The following is a 23,325-nucleotide window of genomic DNA, read 5'->3' as shown; positions in this document are numbered from 1 at the left end:
AGGAGACTTCCTTGCTACTACGAGTTATTCCGCCCCTATACATGGCATTGGTACTCTGATTCTTGTGGGGCTTCCACTTGTAATCTCTCCCTTAGCATCCATGTCGTAGGTTCCCACGTTCCACACTAAAGCCTATATTAAGTTCACGCCACCTTTATACCGGTCACCGAACGGACAGTAAACAGGTTTCCTCCGAACTTATCCTAAGTTAACGACTCCCCCTCAGTTTTGATGACGTCAATACGCTTTCGATACTTCGTCAGTGGTTCAATGGCTTTCGTCTCCTTAATACACACCTGACAGAGTCTTGCTCTGCCTTTTCCCTAACGCTCAATACCATAGCTTTTGACTATAGCACCTTAGGGTGGTTTGCAACCTCTACCTGTATAGCGATTGCGAGAGGCCTTCTCTCATCTTAAGTGCAGCATAGCTTGCTAGAGTGCTTTTCAAGCACTTAGTGTTTGCTTTCGTGGCACACAATCATCTGCGTAGAGAACACGCCCTATCTTACATTTTGGATCAATTGCGTATCCTCCGTTTGGTTTGTAAGTCTTTTTATAAACAATACCAATCTCTTCTTCCATACCACATAAGGCGATATTAGCTAGAAGGGGAGACACAATTCCCCCTTGAGGGGTTCCTTCTGTTGTCATACGAAGCATATCCTGCTCTATGTATCCCATATTAAGCCACCTTTTAATGAGAGTGCTCCCCGGAAACATAGATGTTTGTTCCATTATCCAATTATGGTTAAGATGATCGAAACATCCTAAGAAATCTCCCTCAAACACCCACTTTTTCTTACTATTGGTGTTAAGCTTATTAAAAAGATTACTTATAGCATCGTGTGTACTTCGTTTAGGACGAAAACCATAGGAAGTGGGCTCAAACTTAAACTCCCATTGGGGTTCGAGTGCGTTTTTTAATACGTTTTGATAGACTCGATCTCGTATCGTAGGAATGCCCAAAGGTCGTAGCTTTCCGTTTTTCTTCGGAATAAATGTTCTTTTTGCTGGTTTTGGACGATGTCGAAAGACATTGCATTGAACTAGTTGTTTGTACAGATTGATACGTTCATTTGGTTTTGAGGCAGTATAGCCATCTACACCGGGTGTTCGCTTACCGTTATTTTGTTGTGTTACTCTGCGAATAGAAAGCAGTAGATTTGCTTTACTCCGAAGGAGTAAACGTTGAAGTTTCCTTACTTTTCTTTGTTGATTTTGTTGTTCGGCACGATAAATTCTTTGTCGTAACTTCGCTACATATTTTTGTATCATACTCCAATCAATAGAGTACCAATCTTTATGCGAGACGTGCGCCGACGCTCGTAGAGAGGTATTCATAACAGCACGCTCCTTTTCGTTAGAAGATAGCCACAAATTTATTTTCGTGTTGAAGACCAATGAGAAGTGGGCGCTCTTTCGAGCCTGTCCTTGTCTGTAAAGCCGACAGTATCCGTCCAGTTATACAATGATTCTGCTTTCCTGTTCCTTTTCAGGGTAACGGCCTTAGCTTTTTCTCATATCCCATACCCTCTGTCACATTGTTTGACTTTGCAGTCATCCTACTGCTTATGCAGATGACGTAGGGCTTACCAAGTTTCACTTCCTCCAGATTCGATGGGGGTAGGCAGGTTCTTTACTCCGGGCAAGATGCGGGACGCATTAGAGTAGCTTTATGATTCTACTTTTCCTCTTACCAAGACCCAAGCAAGAATATGCATTATCTTGAGCTAACTGTGACGAAGCTTATAAACCTTCACTTTCGTTTACCATACCTATCTTCTCCTAGCAGTATTCCGGACCATGCATTTGTCCTCTGTTTCCACATTTCCTCATGCAACCGACAGACTCGTTACCAAGAATGCCGTTTCGGATGGAGATCATCTCTGCGTCTAGATGAGTAGCGTTAGCTACACTGTAAGAAAGCGACTTCTTGTCGCACCATAAAACCATTTCTAGGTACCACAAAGGGAACTTTATGTCCCATAGATAATCCTTTTTCTAACTTTTAACTCCTTGTTCCATTTTCCTTAACTGCTTTATTACGTTTTTTCCCTAAAATTATTTTTAAATGAAGTATACATGCTAATAATCCAACACTAACAATAACCCAACGCATAAACCCTTCAAATTGGGGATCAAAAATATTTATTAAAGCTATTATTAGTCCTACTAACATCCCAATATAATTTAAATGCAAATACAGCACTCCTAACTATCACTTACCTAATAATTACATTATATCAAAATTTATGTATTGATTCAGAATGAATATAATATACCAATCCAGTTACCATAATCCATATTATCAGAAGCAAAACACATGAATAGAATTTAATGATCCTATATATCATTTTATAAGGAACTGCCAAAGGTGATAGGGGGTCAAAAATAATGAGTAAGTTACTAGATAGACTATTTATATGGCTGTATCTCTTGTTTGTAAGCGTATTTTTAGTTCTTATTTCTATCCTCATGCCAGTTACTATTGATGAACGCGAAGAGCTAAGCGTAGCAATGTTTGGTTATCCTTTTCCATTTGCTCAACAAGATTTAATGAGAATTTACGGAGATTATGCAGTGGACTATCCCCATAAGTTTACCATTAGCTTTGGTATGTTAGAAAATGTAAGTGACATTTATTTCTTTAAAATCCCCTTTTTCTTTTCAGTTCTTATTGTTTATATAGGATTGCTAATTATAAGATATCTACACAATCGATTCTTGTTGTAATTAATCCTAATAAAGACTGTACATACCTTATAAAATCTTAGTTACCATAATGTCATTTATCGGCACAGATATGACGAAGAAGCTTTACTAATTTAATTGACATAATATATTAGTCGTATATAGATAGATATAATATAATGAAATAAAAAAGGGAGAAATATCCAAGATGGAAAAACGCTTGTTGAATTGGGTCATCTTCATTGGGGTTATTATTATTTTAGCTATCAGTATACCGAGAGTAACAAGTAATGAAGCACGCTATTTAAGTTCACCAGAAGAAGAGAAAAAGGTAGCACAACTTGAAGGGGATTTCAGAAAATGGTCACTTAGACCACTAGATAAATTTATGGTGCAAGCTTATCAAGCGAAACCGAATGGACACGATTGGAACAGTGTGAAACAAAAATCAATAAAAAATTATCGCGTTATATATTACACCTTTTTTGGTATCCGTTATATGGAGGTAGAAGTCAGTTAAATCTAATGGTGAATATTTAAAAATGGAGGGGTAGAAAAATGTTTATAATCGAAACTATTATAGGCCTCATTTGCTTCTTTATTGTCAATATTTTATACGATACGTATATTACTAAAAGAAATAGTTCTTTTATACAGCTAAGTATCATTTCAGTGGTCCAAACTATTATTGCAATGAGTATTTACAATATTGTTTAAAGATCCGAAACTACTTTAAGACTCGTACATAATAGAACTGCATACCATATACAAAACAAGTTAACATAATACCTCTTTCCGGAAGACACCACAAAAAGAACCCGTATGGCAGAAGGACTCTGACAAGGGTTCTTTTTCCGGAGTATGCAGCTTTTTATACATCCTTGATTTATCAACGCTTTCTCAGTAGGTGGTTGAGAAACTAATGTATAAGAAGTGCACCTTTTATACATATGCTCGTAAGGAAAAATATAGTATATATGGAAAAAATGTGATATTATGTATCTGCACATGCATTTTATAGTAAAAAGCCACCTGTCCTGCAAATACTGGGTGGCTTTTTATTTTGCTTACCTTTTGATTGGACAAATTATAACTCAGCACTATATTTTATATATGTACATGCGTACAGTCACTAAGTGTAAATGATAAAACAATAAAAAGAACAAAAGTAAGTTCTTGTTTACTTATATAATTTTATCGGTATTAATAAAAAAAGACTCCTTATAAGAAGCCTCTGTTCATAATAATTTCAGTATTAAAGTACTGCTCCTGAAAATGTACGGCTTGTTTAATCTCTTCTAAAGAAAAGCTTTTATTAGATACAATAAGCTTATCTTCTATATCGTTTTTTCTGCGTACTATCCCTATTACAATGCCTTTATATTGGTCTAAAGAATGAGCTTCCCCTAATATATAAGCATCAACCTCTTCGCCATCGGCAGCCTTTGTTCCAGGGATGTAACCATAATTCAAAGGATAAATATAATTATACGTTGGATGCTTCGACCCCAAAGGTCTGTCTACTTTTACAACTACCTCTTTACCAAGGTAATTTTCTAACAAGAAGGATCCCTCCTTTTAAAAAATCAATATGCCTAGTTTTACTACTATCATTATTTGCAAGTTACCATAACAGACATTACTGGCACTAAGTCACCTTAAAGAATTCATTTCAAATCAAGCTCACATAAAAAGCGTTCCACTCCAGGATACTTTTCACCCAAGCTAGTTATGCGAAAACCAAAGTTATCATAAAACAATACTGCATCTTTATCAGTCTCAGCCGAAATCGAATTTAGATTATATTCCTTACAGATAAATCTAATCATGCTACTTCCCATTCCACTTCCTCTTTCTTTTGGTAAAACAGCAATGTGTTTTATTACACCATCTCTGGAATTAAGAATTTCAACTCCTATACAACTAATTATTTTTCCATTAACTCCACCACTATATAATTTTCGGTTTGGCGAACAAATGTATTTATTATATTCTTCATCAATTTTCTCTTCTGAAGTCGCATAAGATAACAGCCTTTTTATTGCTGGATCAATCCTAATAGAAGTAATTTCTTTCATTCCAATTCCTTTTCCCTTTTTAATATGTTGTCCACAAATTTCTTCTTTTCATTTGTGTATGAAACACCATCATTAGGATATTTATTTGCAAGTTCTCCCTTTAGTTTTACATACTCCATCTTTGCATCTGGAAAGGACCTTAAATAATCTCTGAAGGAAATTTGATCCCTCCATAATCCCTGATTATATATCATTATATGTAAAAAATGAGTGATCTTATTTTCTTTATTCTTTGCAAATACGTGCTTGCCATCTATACTTACGGGAACCTTAAAGTATCCAATTCCCTTTACTTTTTCTCTTATTTTTATAACCTTATCCAAAGAACTAACACCAATTGCAATATCAATGATCGGTTTAGCGAAGACGCCCTCAATAGACGTACTTCCCATATGTTCAATTGCCATAATAAGTTCCTTTAATTGAGAAGATAACAATTCCCTCTCTTCGTCAAATAACTTACTCCATTTATCATTATAAGGTTCGAGTTTTACTAAACCACGTTCTAATCCTAACATGCCAATGCCCCCCAGTTTTGAGATATACCTTCAGCTCACCCTTAGTAGCAATCCTTTTTCAATTACTATAATAAATCAATCCATCTATGGTTTGGCTCTTGTAATATGATTGCATTCTTAAGCCATTCTTTTTGTTTTTCACTAAGAAAGTCTTTAACAGTAATAAAATCATCGTGATCTTTCTTCCTTGTATTCTTTGTTTTATATAAAAGAGTAATTTCAGGATTTAAGTATGGCATACCTTCGTTAGAGTAACTCCATAATGAATTGAGAGGATATGATATTTTAAAATTCCTTCTAAATAACCAGTTACCTTCAGTTGTTTCATTAAGGAGTATCTCCATAATATCTTTATTTCGATTATTGAAAGCATGTATTTCATGAATAGGGAGCTCTAAGAATTCATTTTTCCAGAGGTAGAACTCACCCTTAACGACCTTTTTAAAATCCCATTCTTTTAAATAGGCCTTTATTTCTAATTGGTCTTTTCGGTATAATGCAATTTCTATATCTGAGTGGTTTCTTGTCTCCCTGCCAATAAAAAGATCAATAGCCCAACCGCCAGCAAAAAACCAAGGTTTGTCAAAATCATATAAAAGAGAGGTAATGTACTTACATTTTTCAAATGACATATGTAATCCTCCAAATTTAAAATGAATTCCAATAAAAAAACTTTCTTTTTATTTTCTAGAGGACGAGTCTGTCTTCCTCTAGAAAAAATTCACTTAACGTAAGACGTATTATTGTAATTAAAAAGCGCATAGAATACTAAGTCTATACGCTCTATCTACTATACTCCATTAACCAACAGTCTCTAAGTTCCCCCTCATGATATTCATGCTTGGGAAGGTATTTAACCTTCTTAAAGCCACATTTCTCATAACATGCTATTGCTCTTTGGTTCCATGCTTGTGGGTCCAGTACAATTTTTTCTGAATGCTTCTTATACATTAGGTGATCAATCATTAATTTCATTAAACGTGTTCCAATTCCTTTGTCCCAATAATCTATCTCCCCAATAAACTGATCTGTTCCATATATATCATCTAAGTCGTCATATCCATATTCTTTTTTCTCTTGAGAATCTAAGGGATAGAATTGAATATAACCAATAGCTTTTTGTTCAAACTCTATGATGCAGCACGTAACATTATCCTCTTGTTGATAGAAATTTTGATTAACCATTTCAGTATCATGAGGGTTGTCACGCCCTTCATAATATTGAAGTATCAGAGGATCGTTTAGCCACTTTACCAAAAAAAGTTTATCCGATTCCAAAAGCTCTCGAATCCCAAACTTTTCATCGCCTATTATCATTTTTTCCCTCCTTATCATCTAATTTAAGATTACTTATAAGGAAAATTCTTGCTTGCAAGTCTTAAACCCTTTAGTTTGTAAAAAATTTACTTTACGCAATGGATTTTTCCAGAACAAATTAAAAAAGCACTCCATTGGTGCTTAAGGAGTGTTCAACAAAGTATAGCTATATGAAAAGAAAAAGCACACATCCGTTGTCAATTAACAGATGTGTGCTCTATTTACTTCCTAGAATCATTATTAAACTAATTTAGCCTTTGAGATATCTTCTAATTCATTTTCCCTTTTTGAATGATTAGGTGGTTTAATAAATATAGCTATGATGAGCGAAAGAACGCAAAGAGTTCCTATGACAATAAAGGTTGGTTTGAATCCTCCTAGAAATGCTGCAATGAAAGAGCCAGCAAGTGCACCTAAGCCAAAGCCTTGATAAACAATTCCATAGTTTTTACTATGGTTTTTCAAACCAAAAAAATCACCCACAATAGCAGGAAACACTGTAATATTGCCACCAAAACAAAAGGCAATAGCTGCAACACAAATGAAGAAAACCCCATAGTTTAACTGAACAAAGCTCAGCGTGAGAACAGCTATAGCTGTAATGAAAAAAGTAGAGGCAATGACTTTTAAACGACTAACCTTATCAGATAGTGAACCAAGTATGAGGCGACCGACTGTATTAAAAATAGCAATCATAGCTACTGCATTAGCAGCTACGGCAACATTTAAACCAGCTAATTGAACACCTATGTCTTTAACAATGCTAATAAGATATAGACCACTCATACATGCTGTAAAGAACATAATGAAAAGGAAATAAACCTCTTTTGTTGCTAACATTTCTTTAACTGTATAATCTCGTTTATTCTCTGCATTCTCCGCATTAATTGGTGTTTCCACTACAATAGCTTCTCTTAGAAGTAGAGAGCCTCCAACTACCATTATCACAACGATTATGCCCCAATAGAAGAAGGTTTGAGAAATGCCTACAGTATCAATCAGAGTTGCATTTATGTATTTGAAAACTAAACTCCCTAATCCATATGCAGATACAGAAACTCCAGAAATCAGTCCTTTTCGATTAGGAAACCATTTAATTAAATTAGATAAAGATGTAATATAGGCCGTGCCATCTGCAAAACCTACGATAACACCCGCCAGTAAATAAAGCATTAGTAAGGTGGAAACTTGTGAAGTAAGAATTAATCCTAGCCCAAGAATAAATCCAGATAAAGCGATTAATTTGCGAATTCCCCATTTTTCCTGTAGCTTTCCTGCAAATAAAGTAGCAAAAGCTAAGGCAAAACTTGTTATAGAGAAAGTTATAGCTACTGAACTGAGCTCCCAATTGAATTTATTAACTAAGGGCTGGTTGAATAAGCTCCATGTGTAAATTGTTCCTAGTCCCATTTGGACAATGATCGTTCCTAGAATAAGAAACCCAGGATGAATATCCTTTCCTTTCATAATACCTTCCTCCATCTTTGTATAGAATATTCCTAGCTAGGTAAGTTCTTTATTACTTCTTGTGTCGATAAAATGTCGCCCGATAGGTCAAATTTTATTGTATCCCAAATAAGGTGGAAGATATGCAGACTATTATAGATGAAAAAATTTCAGCTTACCTATCCGAGAACGGTTACTTTTATGTAATGCATCGTTTTCAACCAGAGAAGAGACTATCTTTTGTTAAAGGTATGAAAGTACGTGGCTTATTCGCATCTATTAGTGTTGGAGTAAAATCAATAACACTATTTTTAATAAAATATGTTTAGTTTTACTTAATGATATGACGAAAAGTAAAACTAAACATATTTAGCTTTTTTAAAGGGGGAAGAAAGATCGATATTAAAAATCAACACTTCCTACAGACTATTGATTACTTGTTTTCCTCAATTTAAAGTATGCATATGCACTTAACGTGATGGCTACCATCACTATACAAGTAAGAGGAAACAGGATAGTGTTAACAAAATGATCATAAAACCAGGTATACATAAAAATCACCTCAAATAGTTTAAATTCCCCCTAATAATCCTTGTCTTAGAGGGGGTTAACAGATTGTAAGAACCACCTCATATTTGAAGGGAATAATGCAAATAAACCTTTTATTGCTTATGGTCCTTTCTATTTTTCAAGAAAGCAACAAGAAGCAGCAGAGGAGGAATGATCGCAGAAAGGGGAATATACAAAACAAACATCTCTATCCCCAATCCTTCATGGATGTGTTCTTGAAAATTACTAGAAATCGTCATTGACATAAATAGAATCATAAGTCCTATAGGGTATGAAAGTCGTGAAGATGATTTGATCTTAAATAAGTTGGCCGTCCCTATGACAGCCGCATAAAGCAACACGCTTATCTTAAAGAAACCACCGGTAACTAAAGCAATCATAAAAAATACATCAAGACGTTCTAAAAAGTTTGCTACCTGGATACTCTGTATGGTACTAAGAAGAGGGAATTGGGAACGTTCAGTCAAATCAACCCCAAGTACACTAATGTTAATAAGCATGGCAATAGTCAAGTTGATACCAGCTAATCCTGATGCACATAACATGGTCACTTTGGCCTTCTTCGGGTTTTTTAAATACGGTAAAATCATTGTAAACACAATTGCTTCACTAAAAGGAAAATACAAGATTTGAGTAAAAACAACTTTCAAGGGTGGGAATATCCCTTCTTCAAGTACTGGTTGTAAGTTCGTAATATCGATTAACCCCGAACATACAATCAGAATAAAGCCAGTAATGGCTAGGATATACATGATTATAAAAAAGATTTCTCCTGATCGGGCTATTACTTCGATACCTTTGCGAACTGTATAAATAATAACAAGGATCAATAAAGCATTCGCAATGAACAAAGGGGTATCAGGATAAGCAAAGGTTAACAGCATCTCACCGATATCACGTAGAACCCTTGCTACATTATAGATAAAATAAAAGATATAAAGAAAGGCCAGTACGCTTCCTACTGCTTTACCTAAGATTTTTTGCATGTACTCTGTAGGTAAAATATCTGGATAGTACGAGTAAAGTTTATTATAGACTAGAAACAGAACAAAACTGAATACTGTTCCAAGCAGAATCGCAAGCCAAGAGTCTTGTTTTGCGTCCATGGCAATAGGTAACAATAAAGTAGTACCCAGCTCAAACAAAACCATTAAGATAAAAAGCTGGCTGGCACTAATTTTAGCTTTTTCCATTCAATACGCCTTCCTTTTCAACTATATTCAAGGGAATATTTTACTTTTCTTGGATTACTCTTTATTGTTTTCACCACTTCCGATTTTTCGAACATTATGTAATAGATAGTAGATTTGCTTTAAGGTTAATTCTAGGCTAAAAGTATTCTTTCCACGGGTAAGAACTTTACTAAAGAATTTAACAAGAATGATAATATTACATATGAAAATTAGCTAGTTCAATGTGTTTTCTCCATGCTTCTTCCTGTTTTTAAAGAAAGCAACAAGAAGAAGAAAAGGAGGAACAATTGCAAGAAGAGGAATATGTATAACAAACATGGCCACCTTTAGTCCTTCATGGTTATGCTCTTGAAGATTGCTCGCAATGGTAATAGACAAAAAGAGAATGATTAGCCCCAAAGGATATGATAATCGTGAAGGGGATTTAATCTTAAATAAACTAGCAGTTCCTACGACAGCTGCGTAAAATAATACACAGATTTTAAAGAAAATCGTGATGATTAATGCGAGCATAAAAAATACATCAAGACGTTCTAAAAAATTAGCTACTTGGATGCTCTCAATTGTACTAAGAAGTGGGTATTGGGAACGTGCAGTTAAATCAACCCCGAGTACACAGACATTAATAAGCATGGTAATAATTAAATTGATTCCACTTAATCCTGTTGCGCATAACATAGTTACCTTTGCTTTCTTGGGGTTGTCTAAATAGGGTAAGATCATCGTAAATACAATGACTTCTGTAAATGGAAAATACAACGTTTGAGTAAATACCACTTTTAGAACAGGGAATAAACCTTCTTCCAAAATAGGTTGTAAATTTTTTATCTCGATTAATCCAGAAGATACAATTAAGATAAAACCAGCAATCGCAAGAACATACATAAAAATAAAAAGCAGTTCTCCTGATCGAGCTATGACCTCAATTCCTTTTCTAATGGTATAAATAATGACAAGCATTAATAATGCATTCGCGATGAATAAAGGTGTGTCCGGATAGGCAAAGGTTAACAGCATCTCACCAAAATCGCGTAGAACTCTTGAGGCATCGTACATAAAATAAAGAATGTAAACAAAGGCTAGTACGGTTCCAAGTACTTTTCCTAGAATCCTTTGCATATATTCTGTAGGCAAAAGATCGGGATAATAGGTATAAAGCCTATGATAGACTAATAATAAAACGAAACTGAATACCATTCCAAGCAGAATCGCAAGCCACGCATCTTGTTTTGCATCTATTGCAAGAGGTACCAGTAAAGCACTCCCCAGCTCAAATAGTACCATTAAAATAAAGAGCTGACTGGCACTAATTTTTGCTTTCTCCATTTAACTGGCACCTCCTTTTCCTTACTTTTGATTTTCTTTTAAACCTGAAAGAAACGATTTGTTTCGTAAGCCGGCGCGACGTACATAGGCTTCCACCGTAATATCTACATCTAACTTCGGAAAGTATACATCATTCCATTCCGTTTTTAATTTCTTAAATTGATTTGGTCTAGTACGATGAACTACTTCGCCAAATCCCAAAATATCCGTTTTGTTTTTTTGCGCACGTTCAATAGCTGTCTTTAGCTCTTGTTTAATTTCTTTCCTCACGGATTGTTCGATTTTTGTAATGATCTTTGGATTGGTGATATCAACAGGTACCTCCATTTCACTGATGTCTCCTTCAACACGCGTATGAACAGAAATATGAGGTTGTCCATTTTTTACTTGAGCCGACACACTTGTTTTTTGGCGTACAGCTTGATAAGCAATAGCTTCTTTCCTTCCTTCCCAATCAATATTAATATCGGTTCCTTGGATTTTATCGAGAATCCATACCGTTCCTCTTGCTGGTTTTCCATACAGCCAATCTACCAATTTTCCCTGTTTTAAAACAGCAATTCCCGAAGCTCGAAGCGTCGCTCCAGGTGCACTTTCTTGAAGGTTATCCAGCTTTTGTGCTTGCTGGGGATTCCCATCTAGACGAAATCCTGATACGACAGTTCCTCTTCCGGGAGATTCAAGGCTCTTCATCACCTCTTGAAGCGATGTTTTTACATCCTCTCCCCATTTTCTTTCCGTAAATTCTAAGGTTTTTAGCACTTTATTCGCTGGAATCTTATCAACTGGTGTTAACGTTTTCACAAGATCAGCTGCGGACGAATGGTTGGCAATCACGAGGGTGGAAGTATTTCGAAATTCTGGATCTCGATCAAACGCATCCACTAATGTATTAATTCCTTCTTCTTTGGCCAGTTTTTCACCAACCACGACCAAGTTTGTATGAGCATAATACAATCGTCGAGAAATTCTGCCCGAAGCCCGTCTACTTGCTTCGACTACATTGTCTCCTGAAGCTGAATAAATGGTAATAGGAGGGCTCTGGGTACCACCACCACCTCCTTGCATACCTCCTGCCACATTCCCTGGATTAATAATTTGGAGCGTTATGTGATATCTTCCATCTTTTGTTTTATCGACGCCCAGAGCTGCCACGATGGCAAGGTCAGTTAACTCCTTTTTACTCCAACAACTTGTGAGCAAGAACGTCATTGTCATCATCAATAAAAGAAAAACTGCTTTACGCTTCATTATTGTCACCTTCTTCAAGGTCCCGATTAACCATACCACGAGATGCAGGAGGATGCGGGTTTTGATTTCCCCCTTCTCGAACCGTATTAGTAGTAATTAATCGCGGTCTTTGTCTCAGTGTCCACCACGGTAATCTTATAACGGTATCTCCATTGTTTACAGGGATGAAGGGAGCAAATGGAGCCATGTAGGGTACCCCAAAAGAACGTAAACTGCATAGATGAACAACCATCATTAGAAGGCACAGAATAATGCCGTAGAAACCAAATGTTGCTGCACCAATCATAAACAAAAAACGAATTAAACGGGCCGAAATCGCCATATCAAAAGATGGTGTGGCAAAACTCGCAATGGCTGTGATTGATACAATAATAACCATTGCTGGTGACACAATACTTGCTTGAACGGCTGCTTGGCCAATTACAAGGGCCCCGACAATGGATACGGCTGAACCAATGGCTTTGGGTAAGCGTATCCCTGCTTCCCGTAAAATTTCAAAAGTTAATTCCATGAGTAAAGCTTCCACGAATGCTGGAAAAGGAACTGCTTCCCTTTGTGCCGCAATAGCTACAATGAGCGTAGTTGGCACCATTTCCTGATGGAAGGTTGTAACAGCGACATAAGTAGCAGGCGCAATAAGCGAAATCATAAACATAAAAATACGTAAAAGACGAATTGAAGTTGCAATGTCAAAACGCGCATAATAATCTTCAGCCGATTGGAAGAATTGCATGAACAAAGCAGGCGCAATCAGTACAAAGGGGGTTCCATCCACAAATATAGCAATCCGCCCTTCTAACAAGTTTCCAGCTACAACATCAGGTCTTTCCGTATTGTAGATAGTGGGAAAAGGGGTGAATGTTTGATCCTCTATTAGTTGTTCAATATAACCTGATTCCAAAATGCTATCAATATCAATTCGCTTCAATCGCTGACGAATCTCTTTAACGACTTTATCATTGGCAATGCCATGTATGTACATAAATGTCACATCTGTCTTTGTTACGCGTCCCACTTTTAAAGACTCCATCCATAAATCAGGGGTTTTAATGATGCGGCGTACCATAGCTGTATTGGTCCCAAGAGACTCGGTAAATGCTCCTTTTGGCCCTCTTACCACCATTTGGGTAGTTGATTCCGAAATGGAACGTTTTTCTCCACCTTTGGTGCTAGCACTCAGTGCTCGGTCTACTCCGTCTATTAAAATAAGAGTATCGCCTGCCATTAAAGATGCAAAAAGGTCATCCAAGTTAGTGACGGAAGATATATTTCCAATTGTCATTATATCTTTAGAAAGTAGGTCTATCGCATTGTACTGATTTAATTCTTCTTTATGATCATCCTTCATCATAGATTGCAGTAAATACTCTTGAATCGACTGATTGTCTACAATTCCATCTACATAGACAATCGCTGTTTTTATGTCGGAATCCCCTCCCATTTTTATCTCACGAATAACGACATCTGAACTATTTCCGGTTTTCTGCTTAATCATGTTAAGGTTGTCTGATAATGAAACTTGTATCCGTTCTATTTGATGATCAGGAGTTTGATTCTCTTCACCCTGTGATCGTTTCTTTTTTGGTTTGCGATCTTTAAAAAACGAAGGCATAGATTTAAGCACCCTTCTTTAAATTTTTATTAATTTAACCATATAGAAACTTTTTATGTAAAAATTAACAATAAATATTTATGTATCATCATAGAAGAAAAAGAAAAACCTATTAAATGGAGCGTGATTGATATGAAAATCATAGGTATTAGCCTTTTAATGATGGGATGCTTAATGGGATTTTCTTTAGGCATTGATATTCTTCAAGGATTTGATGTTTCTCAGGCGTTGTACAACGCCGTGAGTCCTTTTCGAGTAATGGAAGTTGCCGAATTATTTGTGCTCTTTTTTCTTCTTTTTCTTTTTTTTGCTGAATCTGCGTATCTTTTTATAAAGAAGAGGAATCAAAGCAAGTAACTGCATACTTATAAATCGCTTTTTGAAAAAAGGAAATGGAAATAATAGAGATGTAGTTCAGGCTATTCGTTTCAATTGGTTCTTTTATTAATCAAGATTCACATAAGATAATTCATTGTCTATATTCATTAATTGGTTTTTTATCCACTCCTTCACATTGTTCATTCTGGAATCAAACGCCATTTGAAAGAGACCAGTTAACTGAAAATCGGTGAAATGACTTCCTTTTAATTTGAGAAAAGCCTCCTCATAAGAAGAGAAATGAAGCTGTCTGAATAAAAAATCGACCATTGCCTCCCGAACGTATTCTTCATTTTTCCAACAATTCATGGGAACATGAGCAAATTGCCAAGGTTTAAAGACTCCAGGATAAACAGCCTCTACTACTTGAAAAGGGGATTGGCCGAACAGGGAAAAGACACCTCTCAGACTATGTTGACTAAAAAAGTGAATATTAACCTGAATAGGAATCTCTTTAAGAGGGATTTTTAGTTTTTCCTCTATTACGTACTTTACTGCTTCAATAGCTCGTTTTTTTCCTTCGTCTCCATCCCAATATTTATCAGGAACTTGTTGAAACTGCCAAGCTTTAAATCTTCCTGGATAAGCGTTATCAATGACTTCGTAATAATTCCATTCATAAAGCATAGCAGGTGGTTTAAGACGGTTAGACCATAAAGTGCCTGCCGTTACCTGTAGAGGAATCTCGTGAATAGGAATCGATAATCGTTGCTCAAGTAGATAGCATGTCATATAGCGCATATATTTTTTTCCTTCATTACCTACAAAGAAATAGTTAGGAAAACGTTTTCTTTTCTTTTCTAGAACATCTTGATAAATATCAATGACTTGTTCTCTATTCACTATCGAAAGCCCCTTTTAAGAAAGTATATTTGTTTATTATTATGTATAATAATGGGATTTATATACGGATGGAGCTGAATCTGATAAGATACATAATAAAAAGAAAAGCTACTGATCCTTTATCAGTAACTTTTCTTTTTATTATGTAAATAGGGATAGGGGAATTGATAAAGGAAAAATAATATACGCGTGCATATTGGTTCTTGAAACCAAACTCCAACGAGTCCGCCATCCTTTCTAAGCTACGAATTTTTTGTGTTTAAAACAAAAATGTAATCGTTTTCTACTTTGATTTGTTGTAAAATAAAAAAGGCATGTTAATTGGAGATTTTTCGAAATGTCATCTTAACTCATTGAGCCTATTCCCACATCACAGCACCAGGGAATAGGTTTTTTTATGCAATTATAGATATAATATTTAAACCCAAATTTAAAATAGGATTATTTGTATAAATTTAACAATAACACAAAATATATCGTTCATAAAAGTATACTTTTACGGACTTTGAGTTTGTATAAAAAATTTATCATTCTCGACGTTCGTTTAAATTTAAAAATAATTTACGAACGTTCTTTAAAATACATGTAGTTTTACGAACGTTTTTAGCAAAGTAATAGATTGAAAAGTCTACTTCCTATAATCAAACTTATGGAAACTAGAAAAATAAAAATTACAACCCTACTCATTTCTGAGTTAGGGTTGTAATTTTTATTTATGCATGTAACTGTTGATTAACCAATCTCTTTACTCTCTCATAAGCTTTGACCTCGCCTTGGTAAAAACATGCACTGTTCCAGTCTTCTCTTTTCTCCGCATCCTTTCTCCACGCATCAGATTGTTCTATTAACTTATCAATGTGTTCAATAAATTTCTTTCGTTCCATTTAATCACCTTCTTTTATCATAATTGGAAATATTTATACGTTATTTTGATAAGTAATATTTCTAGAATTTAGTGAGAATGCCTGTTGGAATTTGATATAATCTCCAAGACTTTTAGGAATAAAAGAAATGACCCCCAGTAATGAAAGTCATTTCTTTTATTTTATTGCCTGGTTATGCTCATTTTAATGAGTTATTTTGGTTCTTTTTTGATTTTAGGAACATTACTTATGTTAATTTAAAGGGAAATAAAAAAAGCTGCCAATACAGCTAGGCAGCCCTTCCTTAAATCTTCTCAATTATTCCCTCTATTATAAACTATAGAGGAGATATACTTATTTCTTTTGCTTGTTTGTTGATTTCTCATTGTTTTTCCCTTTTTCAGAAGTCGTAATATCCGTGTCTTTAATTTGACTTTCTGGTTTCTGATTGTTTACTGAGGCTGTAACCTTTTCAATCTCTTCAATCTCTTTAATAACAGGAGAAGTTGTCACTTTAAGTTGAGCTTCTTGTTTCTTGTTGGGTGAAAGTTTAACTTTTTCCTCTTTTGGAGCATCAGAGGCAATTGCAGCAGCAACTTCTTGATAACTTTGATCAACGTGATTATCCATGTTCTGATAGATTTCAGAGTCAGCAAGTTCATGAACCACAGGAAGCTCTGACTGTTCAATTTGTGCTTTTTCCTTTCGGACAGTATCCTTCATCTCTTTAATCTCTTGAATTTTACGCTTACCAATGATCACTTCTTCCACAACCGCAGCTCTCTTAGTTACTTCAATTTGCTCCTCCATAATAGGAATACGAATGATCTCGTTCTCTGTCAATGGGCTACCATCATACTCACCGTCTATAATCGGTCGACGTTCTACGTAGACTTCCTCACGCATAACCGGAACCTGGATAGTTCGTAGTTCTTCTACAATTTCCTTACGAAGTTGTACTTCCCCAGTTTGAACACGTTCTTTCCTTACCTCGAGTTGCTCTTCACGAAGTTGCACTGACCTATGCCCCTCTGTCTCGTATGGCGACTCCCTAACTGTAGTATATGAAGGAATTGTTTGAGATTCATCCACATCAATTAGGACAAGGATTTTCCCTTCCTTTACATCCCTTTCACACTGTTTTGCAGTAAAACTTTGAATACCCATTCTAACAAGTTTTGAAGTTAGACCATCAGGTTGTGTAGTAGCCATTCCACCTGTCATCATGGTAAGAAAGCTATCGACCATCACGCCTGCCAATGAACTTACAGCTGGCGTTCCAGCTTCTATCATTACATGTGTTTCGGCTCCTAACTGTAGTGTTTTACTTCTATCCTTTGCTACTACCAATATATCTGTTTCACGATATCCTTGACATTTTAACCCCTTAATTGCATGGATCGCTTCTTGCTTCGAATGAAAAGTCCCTGCAACTCGTTTTCTCGTTCTCATTTTTTCATCTCCTTAAATTTTAATTAAACGAAAACTTCTTTTCACATTTTATTCCATCCTTATTGTGTATATCATGTACCCAGTGGGTTTCTATTTAAAACTTGATACGGATGACTATGTAAATGACCCTTGAATTATAAAATGTAGAAAGATGAAGTAGAGGCAATAGCCAATAATCGGGAAAACTTTAGAGTTTTTATTGAAAAAGAACATTCGTTCGTATATAATATGAAAAAGGAAAAACCTCATATTTTTCCTTAATTGAAACATATAGGATATTTAATACAGAGATAATTTACAATTAGTTTTCATGGGGGAGAAAAAGCGATGAATTCTACATACCATCATTTAAAAGATACAAAAAAAGAAGAAGGGCAAAAAGAATTACTTGAGAGAAACCTAGAAGCTCATAGAAGTAGAAGATGGGTAACCAACTCCATTTACGTTATGTCCCTACTTGTAGTCGTACTTTGTTTCTATTTTCATGTACCACAGGCTGCAATTATTACTCTAATCTTATTTTTAATATGCGCAACTAGCGAAATACTGTATAGAGCGTTAGATAAAAAGATAGAACTACGGTTAAAACGGATTAAACAGGAGAAAAGAAAAATCATATTTAAAGAAAATAAATCCTAACAGTTTTTCTATAAATTCCTTTCTGCTATACAGATTTAAAATTATTTTTCACATGAGAACGAAGAAGAAAGAGTTAGCTTAGTCATAGAATAAAGTAAAAAAGCAGTCCTTTAACTATTCAAGGACTGCTTTCTTACTATATAGAAGAGAAAGAGTAGCAAGAAATCGATCTTGATAAAGTGTATGACTATGTCGAATACCCGGATAAGGTGAGTGGAAGATGCGATCACTGCAATTCATCCTACTTCAAAAGTTCTGTAAAAGGTGGCATTTTTCTACGTGAATGTCGAGAGTGTGGCATGAAGAAAAGCATTTAGGTGGTATTTTTTGATGTGTATACAGAAAATAAGCCACCTAGGGATATCCAAAGTAGGTGGCTTATACGATAAACTTAATATGGAGTACGCTTTTAAAAATTAATTTCTGTCAAAAAGAGAGCTGCCAGATATACCTGGGTTCGTCATTTCATAGGGATTCAAAATTAATTCAAGTTCCTCCTCAGTCAACACGTCATATTGCAAACATAGTTCTCGTACCGACTTTCCATTTAAAATAGCCTCTCTAGCAATTCGTGCTGCTACTTCATATCCGATATGGGGATTTACGGCTGTAATAATCCCTACACTTTTTTCTACATACTCTTTTAAACGTCCCTCATTTGCTTCAATGCCTCTTAGACAATGGTTTGTGAAGACATGGAATGCGTTATTCATAATACTGATTGACTGAAGCAAGTTAAACACAAGAACAGGCTCCATCACATTTAGTTCAAGTTGACCTGCCTCTGATGCCAGACAAATTGTATGATCATTACCTATAACTTGAAAAGCTACTTGATTAATCATTTCAGGCATGACAGGATTGACCTTTCCAGGCATAATGGATGAACCAGGTTGACGAGCTGGTAAAATAAGTTCAGCTAATCCTGCACGAGGGCCAGATGCCATTAATCGGATATCATTCGCAATTTTAGACATATTAATCATGCAAACTTTTAAGCTAGCAGAGACTTCTGTATAAGCATCGGTATTCTGAGTAGCATCAACAAGATGGTCGGCACCTCGTAATGGTAACTCACTAATATGAGCTAGATGTCTCACAACACATTCAATATAACGAGGATCTGCGTTTAAACCTGTTCCTACGGCTGTGGCTCCCATGTTGACTTCATATAAGTGGTCAAATGATTGTTTAATACGTTTCATATCACGCTCTAAAACACGACTATAAGCTTCAAACTCTTGACCAAGTCTGATTGGAACAGCATCTTGTAAGTGAGTACGTCCCATTTTTATAATGTGGTCAAATTGTTGGGCTTTTTCTTGAAATACGGATTGCATCTCGCTCATCGTTTTTAAGAGCTTTTCTAATAAATTGAGCGTTGCTATATGAATCGCTGTTGGGAATACATCATTTGTAGATTGCGACATATTCACATGACTATTTGGACTTAATTCCGAATAGGATCCTTTTGGATGACCAAGCAATTCTAAAGCCCGATTTGCAATAACCTCATTTGTATTCATATTTATTGAAGTACCGGCACCACCCTGTATTGGATCAACAATGAAATACTCATCTTTTTTTCCTTCAATAACTTCATCTGCTGCTTTAACAATTACACTTCCTAAACCTTCATATAAGCGTTTAACATCCATATTAGCAAGAGCAGCAGCCTTTTTAACGATTCCTAATGCTTTAATAAGCTCTGGGTGAATTTGATATCCTGTTATTGGGAAGTTTTCAACTGCACGTAAAGTTTGAATCCCATAATAAGCATAAGTAGGAACTTCTTTTGTTCCTAAGAAATCTTTTTCAATTCTTACATTTTGTTTTTCTGGTATTTCTATATTTGCCATAATATTGATCTCCTTCTTTACATAAAAAGAAATTTTTTATGCTACGTCCGATTTTCTAATAGAATCTGTATAATGCTTTGCTTTTTCTTTATCGAATCCGCCTTCCCACTTAGACATCACAATAGCAGCTAATGCGTTACCTACTACGTTGACAGATGTACGAAGCATATCTAAAATGCGATCAATACCAGCAATGAATGCCATACCTTCTAGAGGTAATCCCATTGAGCCCAGTGTTGTTAATACAACAACAAATGATGCTCCTGCAACTCCTGCCATTCCCTTAGAAGTCAACATCAATACAAGTAAAAGTGTAATTTGTTCTATGAAAGATAAATGAATCCCATACATTTGTGCAATGAAAAGGGCAGCAATGGCTTGGTAAATGGATGACCCATCAAGGTTAAAGGTATATCCTGTCGGAATAACAAATGATGTGACAGCTTTCGGACAACCAAAGTTCTCCATTTTAGTCATTAACCTTGGCAATACTGCTTCAGAGCTTGCGGTTGTAAACGCTAAAATTAACTCATCTTTTAAGATTTTTATAAGGACTAAAACATTAGTTCCAGCCATTTTTGCAATAATACCTAATACTACAAAAACAAAGAAAATCATGGTCAGATATATAACGAGTACTAACTTTCCTAAAGGGATTAATGAACCGATTCCAAACTTCGCGACATTCAAACCAATTAAAGCAAATACGCCAAATGGAGCGAATTTCATAACTAAGTTTGTCATCCAAAACATGGATTCTAGTACGCCTTCAAAAAAGTTTAAAACTGGTTTGCCTTTTTCTCCAATTGCTGCAACTCCTAGACCAAATAAGACTGAGAAAAAGATAATCGCTAATAAATTCCCTTCAGTCAACGATTGGAATATATTAGTTGGGATAATATGAACGATTTGAGCTGCTACACCTGTACTCTCAGTTGTTTTAGATGTTTCTTCATATTTGGATATATCACCTTTCTCAAGGTTCCCCATATCTATACCACTACCTGGATGGAATAAATTTGCAGCTAATAAACCCACTGCTAATGCAATTGTAGTAACAATTTCAAAATAAAGAATGGTTTTTCCACCTAGTCTTCCTAACTTTTTAATGTCACCTACACCAGCTATAGATACGATGAGTGCGGATACAACGATAGGAATAACAATCATTTTAATTAGGTGAAGAAAAATATCTCCTAAAGGTTGAAGAATGGCCATCACTGTATTATTTCCATAAAAAATAGCGCCTATAGCAATACCGAACGCAAGTCCAATAAATATTTGTGTAGCTAATCCCAATTTCTTCATAGTTGTAACCCCTTTCAATTTGCGGTTCATTAAAACACTTAAAGAGAGCCTATGCTTAGGCTAGCGTCTATAAAAAAGACAATAATTAAAAATAAGTCCAATATGTGAAGAATCTTTAAAATAAATGGTAATAATATGATTTGAAATTAACTCCCCCCTTCAGTAAAGCGTTTTCAAAATCTTCATTGTAAAAATACACTTTTTCGACTCACCTTATATACCTGAGCATATAGTATCGTTTATAAAGAGATTTTCTATTATCCTTTTAACCTTTTTGAAATCCTGTTTATTGTCTAACATCCATATGAATTTAGTAACAGTCACTTCTAGATTTATATGAATGTCAGACAATAATATTCTAATCTATTATTCCCTCATTTCAGATAAAGAAATATCTTCTTCTTTATCTAGTGTCTAGAGATAAGGTAGCAATAACACTAGATATCTCTATAACTTGTTAAAATAATTAAATCTCTTAAAATGTTTTTCTTCGAATGAAATGATATCGCTTTCAAAAAATCTCAATCGTAGTAACTACATATATCTTCTCCGAAAGCTAAAGGAATTTAGGATTTATTCCATGTGCAACTTAATTAACGAAACTGCAGCATTAAGTTGGGGTATCTCCTTTAATCTCTTCATACTGTAATCTCATTATAATAAACATGCGTTTCTTGTATATAGGTAATGAATGGAATCAAAAAAATGATAATAACGAAAAGTCTATTTTTAATTTCATGTTCTCTTTTTGCGTACTTCAGTTACATTATATTTATATGCAACAGATAAATCAAGAAAATTATTATTCATTTCGCGTACATTTTATTTAGACAGGTCTCATAGAAGTGAATAATATTTTAATAACGAAGAACTGTTACTTAAATATTAACCTTCCGTAGCGTGAAATAGTCTATGCCTTTAAGAAATACTATAAGCAAGGTCATTGCATAACAGAGACAGGATTCATTCAGTTTGTTGATTCTCTTGGGGATTTATTTATTTTTATTGATGACGTATTTGAATTAAAGAATAAAATGAGATTAAGCGAGCTAATCGATGTTCGCTTAGCTTAGTTCCTCAAGAAATCGTATGCAGGAATCACTTATTTGGGTGGAGGTACATTCATGTACAATTTCAGAGTATACACGTTACGTGACGGTTCAAAGAGAATCATTAAACTAAAAGAAGGAGAATCATTTAAAGAGGAACTCCAAAGAGCAGGTATTCAAGAAAAACAAATTTTTCAGATGCAACTAGTGGAAAAACCAAAGTAATTTTAACATACACCTTTTATATAGACCTAATTGTGTTAGTCTAATAAAAGTCAAATAGAAAAGAGTGATCAACCTGGAAGAAATAAAAGAGCAAAAAATCGATCTTGAAAAAATGTATGACTACGTGGAATTTCCAGATAAGGTTAGTGGCCGTTGCGATAACTGTAACTCAGCTTACTTCAAAAGCTCCGTAAAAGGTGGCGTTTTCTTACGTGAATGTAGAGAATGTGGCATGAAGAAGAGTATATAAAATGTAAATATATAATAACCAGGCCCTTCAGAATTTAAAGGGGCCTTTTGTTTATGTTCAATAAGGTTGAGTAATAGATACTTCAGTTTAAGTGAGGAAGCTAATACCCAACCTATAAAAAAAGCGCATATTCTAGGGCCGTTTACTCCTGACCTACTGCAGTAAAGAAGCATATCTGTACTTTATTTTCGAATATTTCCCATAATAATAAGCGACCCTATATACTGTAAACAAAGTTACTAAGGTCGCTTATACTATATTCTGATTTATTATTTTTTTGTCTGTTTCTTTATAATAAAATACCTGTAATCTCATTAATCTTCTGACAAAATTTCGCTATCATTATTAATTTGATCGAACAAATAAGTAAGATAAGAATCTAGTTCAAATTGATTACCTTCAACAAAATCATATAGCATAGAATTATTTTCTTCTCTCATTTTTAGTCACTCCCA

22 protein-coding genes and 2 pseudogenes are annotated in these 23,325 nt (G+C 35.0%); 6 read left to right on the top strand and 18 right to left on the bottom strand.

Going from position 1 to position 23,325, the window contains the following annotated elements:
* Positions 1–458: 458 nt before the first annotated feature.
* Together MKY06_RS27350 and MKY06_RS27345 are read right to left on the bottom strand one after the other, a co-directional pair.
* A pseudogene (locus tag MKY06_RS27350) lies at positions 459–1,343 on the bottom strand (reverse transcriptase N-terminal domain-containing protein); the annotation flags it as partial.
* Between the two features lie 667 nt (positions 1,344–2,010).
* On the bottom strand, positions 2,011–2,202 hold the full coding sequence (locus tag MKY06_RS27345; protein ID WP_088568260.1) for a hypothetical protein: 192 nt from the start codon (positions 2,200–2,202) through the stop codon (positions 2,011–2,013).
* A 194-nt stretch (positions 2,203–2,396) separates the two neighbouring features.
* On the opposite strand from MKY06_RS27345, the gene MKY06_RS27340 reads away from it, so the two are divergent.
* Together MKY06_RS27340 and MKY06_RS27335 are read left to right on the top strand one after the other, a co-directional pair.
* A complete protein-coding gene (locus MKY06_RS27340; RefSeq protein WP_194758454.1) occupies positions 2,397–2,735 on the top strand; it encodes a hypothetical protein in 339 nt (112 codons plus the stop codon).
* 166 nt (positions 2,736–2,901) lie between these two features.
* Positions 2,902–3,213, top strand: a complete 312-nt coding sequence (locus tag MKY06_RS27335) for a hypothetical protein (protein ID WP_194758455.1) — start codon at positions 2,902–2,904, stop codon at positions 3,211–3,213.
* A 701-nt stretch (positions 3,214–3,914) separates the two neighbouring features.
* On the opposite strand, the gene MKY06_RS27330 is transcribed toward MKY06_RS27335, so the two are convergent.
* From MKY06_RS27330 to MKY06_RS27305, 6 genes are all read right to left on the bottom strand, one after another.
* Complete coding sequence (locus tag MKY06_RS27330; protein WP_053488509.1) at positions 3,915–4,256, bottom strand: inorganic diphosphatase; 342 nt, start codon at positions 4,254–4,256, stop codon at positions 3,915–3,917.
* A 104-nt stretch (positions 4,257–4,360) separates the two neighbouring features.
* Positions 4,361–4,771 carry a GNAT family N-acetyltransferase gene (locus tag MKY06_RS27325; RefSeq protein ID WP_053488508.1) on the bottom strand — a complete coding sequence of 137 codons (411 nt, stop codon included), beginning with the start codon at positions 4,769–4,771 and terminating at the stop codon, positions 4,361–4,363.
* A complete protein-coding gene (locus tag MKY06_RS27320) occupies positions 4,768–5,289 on the bottom strand; it encodes a GrpB family protein (protein WP_194758456.1) in 522 nt (173 codons plus the stop codon). The genes MKY06_RS27325 and MKY06_RS27320 overlap by 4 nt, the downstream gene beginning before the upstream one ends.
* Before the next feature lie 65 nt (positions 5,290–5,354).
* Positions 5,355–5,921, bottom strand: coding sequence for a nucleotidyltransferase domain-containing protein (locus tag MKY06_RS27315; protein ID WP_194758457.1), 567 nt, complete (start codon positions 5,919–5,921; stop codon positions 5,355–5,357).
* A gap of 151 nt (positions 5,922–6,072) precedes the next feature.
* On the bottom strand, positions 6,073–6,606 hold the full coding sequence (locus MKY06_RS27310) for a GNAT family N-acetyltransferase (RefSeq protein ID WP_053488505.1): 534 nt from the start codon (positions 6,604–6,606) through the stop codon (positions 6,073–6,075).
* A 240-nt stretch (positions 6,607–6,846) separates the two neighbouring features.
* Positions 6,847–8,073 carry an L-lactate MFS transporter gene (locus tag MKY06_RS27305; protein ID WP_053488504.1) on the bottom strand — a complete coding sequence of 409 codons (1,227 nt, stop codon included), beginning with the start codon at positions 8,071–8,073 and terminating at the stop codon, positions 6,847–6,849.
* 119 nt (positions 8,074–8,192) lie between these two features.
* On the opposite strand from MKY06_RS27305, the pseudogene MKY06_RS27300 reads away from it, so the two are divergent.
* Positions 8,193–8,348: pseudogene (locus MKY06_RS27300) on the top strand (GMP reductase); the annotation flags it as partial.
* A gap of 366 nt (positions 8,349–8,714) precedes the next feature.
* Here MKY06_RS27300 and MKY06_RS27295 read toward each other — a convergent pair.
* The 4 genes from MKY06_RS27295 to MKY06_RS27280 form a co-directional block, all read right to left on the bottom strand.
* On the bottom strand, positions 8,715–9,815 hold the full coding sequence (locus tag MKY06_RS27295; protein WP_053488502.1) for a GerAB/ArcD/ProY family transporter: 1,101 nt from the start codon (positions 9,813–9,815) through the stop codon (positions 8,715–8,717).
* A gap of 213 nt (positions 9,816–10,028) precedes the next feature.
* Positions 10,029–11,141 (bottom strand): GerAB/ArcD/ProY family transporter, encoded by a 1,113-nt coding sequence (locus tag MKY06_RS27290; RefSeq protein WP_053488501.1) that lies wholly within the window; start codon positions 11,139–11,141, stop codon positions 10,029–10,031.
* Between the two features lie 21 nt (positions 11,142–11,162).
* A complete protein-coding gene (locus tag MKY06_RS27285; protein WP_272812576.1) occupies positions 11,163–12,392 on the bottom strand; it encodes a Ger(x)C family spore germination protein in 1,230 nt (409 codons plus the stop codon).
* Positions 12,382–14,004, bottom strand: coding sequence for a spore germination protein (locus MKY06_RS27280; protein WP_338789682.1), 1,623 nt, complete (start codon positions 14,002–14,004; stop codon positions 12,382–12,384). The genes MKY06_RS27285 and MKY06_RS27280 overlap by 11 nt, the downstream gene beginning before the upstream one ends.
* Positions 14,005–14,136: 132 nt before the next feature.
* Here MKY06_RS27280 and MKY06_RS27275 point away from each other — a divergent pair, with 132 nt between their 5' ends.
* The gene (locus MKY06_RS27275; protein WP_053488498.1) at positions 14,137–14,361 is read left to right on the top strand and encodes a hypothetical protein; all 225 of its coding nucleotides are present in this window, start codon (positions 14,137–14,139) and stop codon (positions 14,359–14,361) included.
* An 87-nt stretch (positions 14,362–14,448) separates the two neighbouring features.
* Here MKY06_RS27275 and MKY06_RS27270 read toward each other — a convergent pair whose 3' ends face one another.
* From MKY06_RS27270 to MKY06_RS27260, 3 genes are all read right to left on the bottom strand, one after another.
* The gene (locus tag MKY06_RS27270) at positions 14,449–15,225 is read right to left on the bottom strand and encodes a hypothetical protein (protein ID WP_053488497.1); all 777 of its coding nucleotides are present in this window, start codon (positions 15,223–15,225) and stop codon (positions 14,449–14,451) included.
* Positions 15,226–15,938: 713 nt separating this feature from the next.
* Entirely contained in the window at positions 15,939–16,109 is a 171-nt protein-coding gene (locus tag MKY06_RS27265; RefSeq protein ID WP_164798540.1) for a hypothetical protein, read from the bottom strand.
* Positions 16,110–16,442: 333 nt separating this feature from the next.
* Complete coding sequence (locus tag MKY06_RS27260; protein WP_055991742.1) at positions 16,443–17,540, bottom strand: YsnF/AvaK domain-containing protein; 1,098 nt, start codon at positions 17,538–17,540, stop codon at positions 16,443–16,445.
* Positions 17,541–17,867: 327 nt separating this feature from the next.
* On the opposite strand from MKY06_RS27260, the gene MKY06_RS27255 reads away from it, so the two are divergent.
* Positions 17,868–18,179: a hypothetical protein gene (locus MKY06_RS27255; protein ID WP_053488495.1), complete on the top strand. Its 312-nt coding sequence runs from the start codon at positions 17,868–17,870 to the stop codon at positions 18,177–18,179.
* A gap of 416 nt (positions 18,180–18,595) precedes the next feature.
* Here MKY06_RS27255 and aspA read toward each other — a convergent pair whose 3' ends face one another.
* Positions 18,596–20,038, bottom strand: a complete 1,443-nt coding sequence (aspA, locus tag MKY06_RS27250; RefSeq protein WP_055991739.1) for an aspartate ammonia-lyase — start codon at positions 20,036–20,038, stop codon at positions 18,596–18,598.
* Between the two features lie 36 nt (positions 20,039–20,074).
* Positions 20,075–21,346 (bottom strand): cation:dicarboxylate symporter family transporter, encoded by a 1,272-nt coding sequence (locus tag MKY06_RS27245; protein ID WP_029714754.1) that lies wholly within the window; start codon positions 21,344–21,346, stop codon positions 20,075–20,077.
* Between the two features lie 1,124 nt (positions 21,347–22,470).
* On the opposite strand from MKY06_RS27245, the gene MKY06_RS27240 reads away from it, so the two are divergent.
* A complete protein-coding gene (locus MKY06_RS27240) occupies positions 22,471–22,620 on the top strand; it encodes a hypothetical protein (protein ID WP_170960154.1) in 150 nt (49 codons plus the stop codon).
* A gap of 564 nt (positions 22,621–23,184) precedes the next feature.
* Here MKY06_RS27240 and MKY06_RS27235 read toward each other — a convergent pair.
* Positions 23,185–23,310 carry a hypothetical protein gene (locus MKY06_RS27235; RefSeq protein ID WP_255219823.1) on the bottom strand — a complete coding sequence of 42 codons (126 nt, stop codon included), beginning with the start codon at positions 23,308–23,310 and terminating at the stop codon, positions 23,185–23,187.
* Positions 23,311–23,325: the final 15 nt, after the last annotated feature.

Origin of the sequence: Priestia sp. FSL P4-0332 (assembly GCF_038005845.1) — a bacterium.
In the GTDB taxonomy this organism is placed as follows: Bacteria; Bacillota; Bacilli; order Bacillales; family Bacillaceae_H; genus Priestia.
Note: the sequence above shows the minus strand (reverse complement) of the source record. Positions and strands in the feature narration are given on the sequence as shown.

Excerpts from the sequence above, each read along its gene's own strand:
- MKY06_RS27340 (WP_194758454.1), top strand. The coding sequence starts at position 2,397 with ATGAGTAAGTTACTAGATAGACTATTTATATGGCTGTATCTCTTGTTT.
- MKY06_RS27335 (WP_194758455.1), top strand. The coding sequence starts at position 2,902 with ATGGAAAAACGCTTGTTGAATTGGGTCATCTTCATTGGGGTTATTATT.
- MKY06_RS27325 (WP_053488508.1), bottom strand. The coding sequence starts at position 4,771 with ATGAAAGAAATTACTTCTATTAGGATTGATCCAGCAATAAAAAGGCTG.
- MKY06_RS27320 (WP_194758456.1), bottom strand. The coding sequence starts at position 5,289 with ATGTTAGGATTAGAACGTGGTTTAGTAAAACTCGAACCTTATAATGAT.
- MKY06_RS27315 (WP_194758457.1), bottom strand. The coding sequence starts at position 5,921 with ATGTCATTTGAAAAATGTAAGTACATTACCTCTCTTTTATATGATTTT.
- MKY06_RS27310 (WP_053488505.1), bottom strand. The coding sequence starts at position 6,606 with ATGATAATAGGCGATGAAAAGTTTGGGATTCGAGAGCTTTTGGAATCG.
- MKY06_RS27305 (WP_053488504.1), bottom strand. The coding sequence starts at position 8,073 with ATGAAAGGAAAGGATATTCATCCTGGGTTTCTTATTCTAGGAACGATC.
- MKY06_RS27295 (WP_053488502.1), bottom strand. The coding sequence starts at position 9,815 with ATGGAAAAAGCTAAAATTAGTGCCAGCCAGCTTTTTATCTTAATGGTT.
- MKY06_RS27290 (WP_053488501.1), bottom strand. The coding sequence starts at position 11,141 with ATGGAGAAAGCAAAAATTAGTGCCAGTCAGCTCTTTATTTTAATGGTA.
- MKY06_RS27285 (WP_272812576.1), bottom strand. The coding sequence starts at position 12,392 with ATGAAGCGTAAAGCAGTTTTTCTTTTATTGATGATGACAATGACGTTC.
- MKY06_RS27280 (WP_338789682.1), bottom strand. The coding sequence starts at position 14,004 with ATGCCTTCGTTTTTTAAAGATCGCAAACCAAAAAAGAAACGATCACAG.
- MKY06_RS27275 (WP_053488498.1), top strand. The coding sequence starts at position 14,137 with ATGAAAATCATAGGTATTAGCCTTTTAATGATGGGATGCTTAATGGGA.
- MKY06_RS27265 (WP_164798540.1), bottom strand. The coding sequence starts at position 16,109 with ATGGAACGAAAGAAATTTATTGAACACATTGATAAGTTAATAGAACAA.
- MKY06_RS27260 (WP_055991742.1), bottom strand. The coding sequence starts at position 17,540 with ATGAGAACGAGAAAACGAGTTGCAGGGACTTTTCATTCGAAGCAAGAA.
- MKY06_RS27255 (WP_053488495.1), top strand. The coding sequence starts at position 17,868 with ATGAATTCTACATACCATCATTTAAAAGATACAAAAAAAGAAGAAGGG.
- aspA (WP_055991739.1), bottom strand. The coding sequence starts at position 20,038 with ATGGCAAATATAGAAATACCAGAAAAACAAAATGTAAGAATTGAAAAA.
- MKY06_RS27245 (WP_029714754.1), bottom strand. The coding sequence starts at position 21,346 with ATGAAGAAATTGGGATTAGCTACACAAATATTTATTGGACTTGCGTTC.
- MKY06_RS27240 (WP_170960154.1), top strand. The coding sequence starts at position 22,471 with ATGTACAATTTCAGAGTATACACGTTACGTGACGGTTCAAAGAGAATC.
- MKY06_RS27235 (WP_255219823.1), bottom strand. The coding sequence starts at position 23,310 with ATGAGAGAAGAAAATAATTCTATGCTATATGATTTTGTTGAAGGTAAT.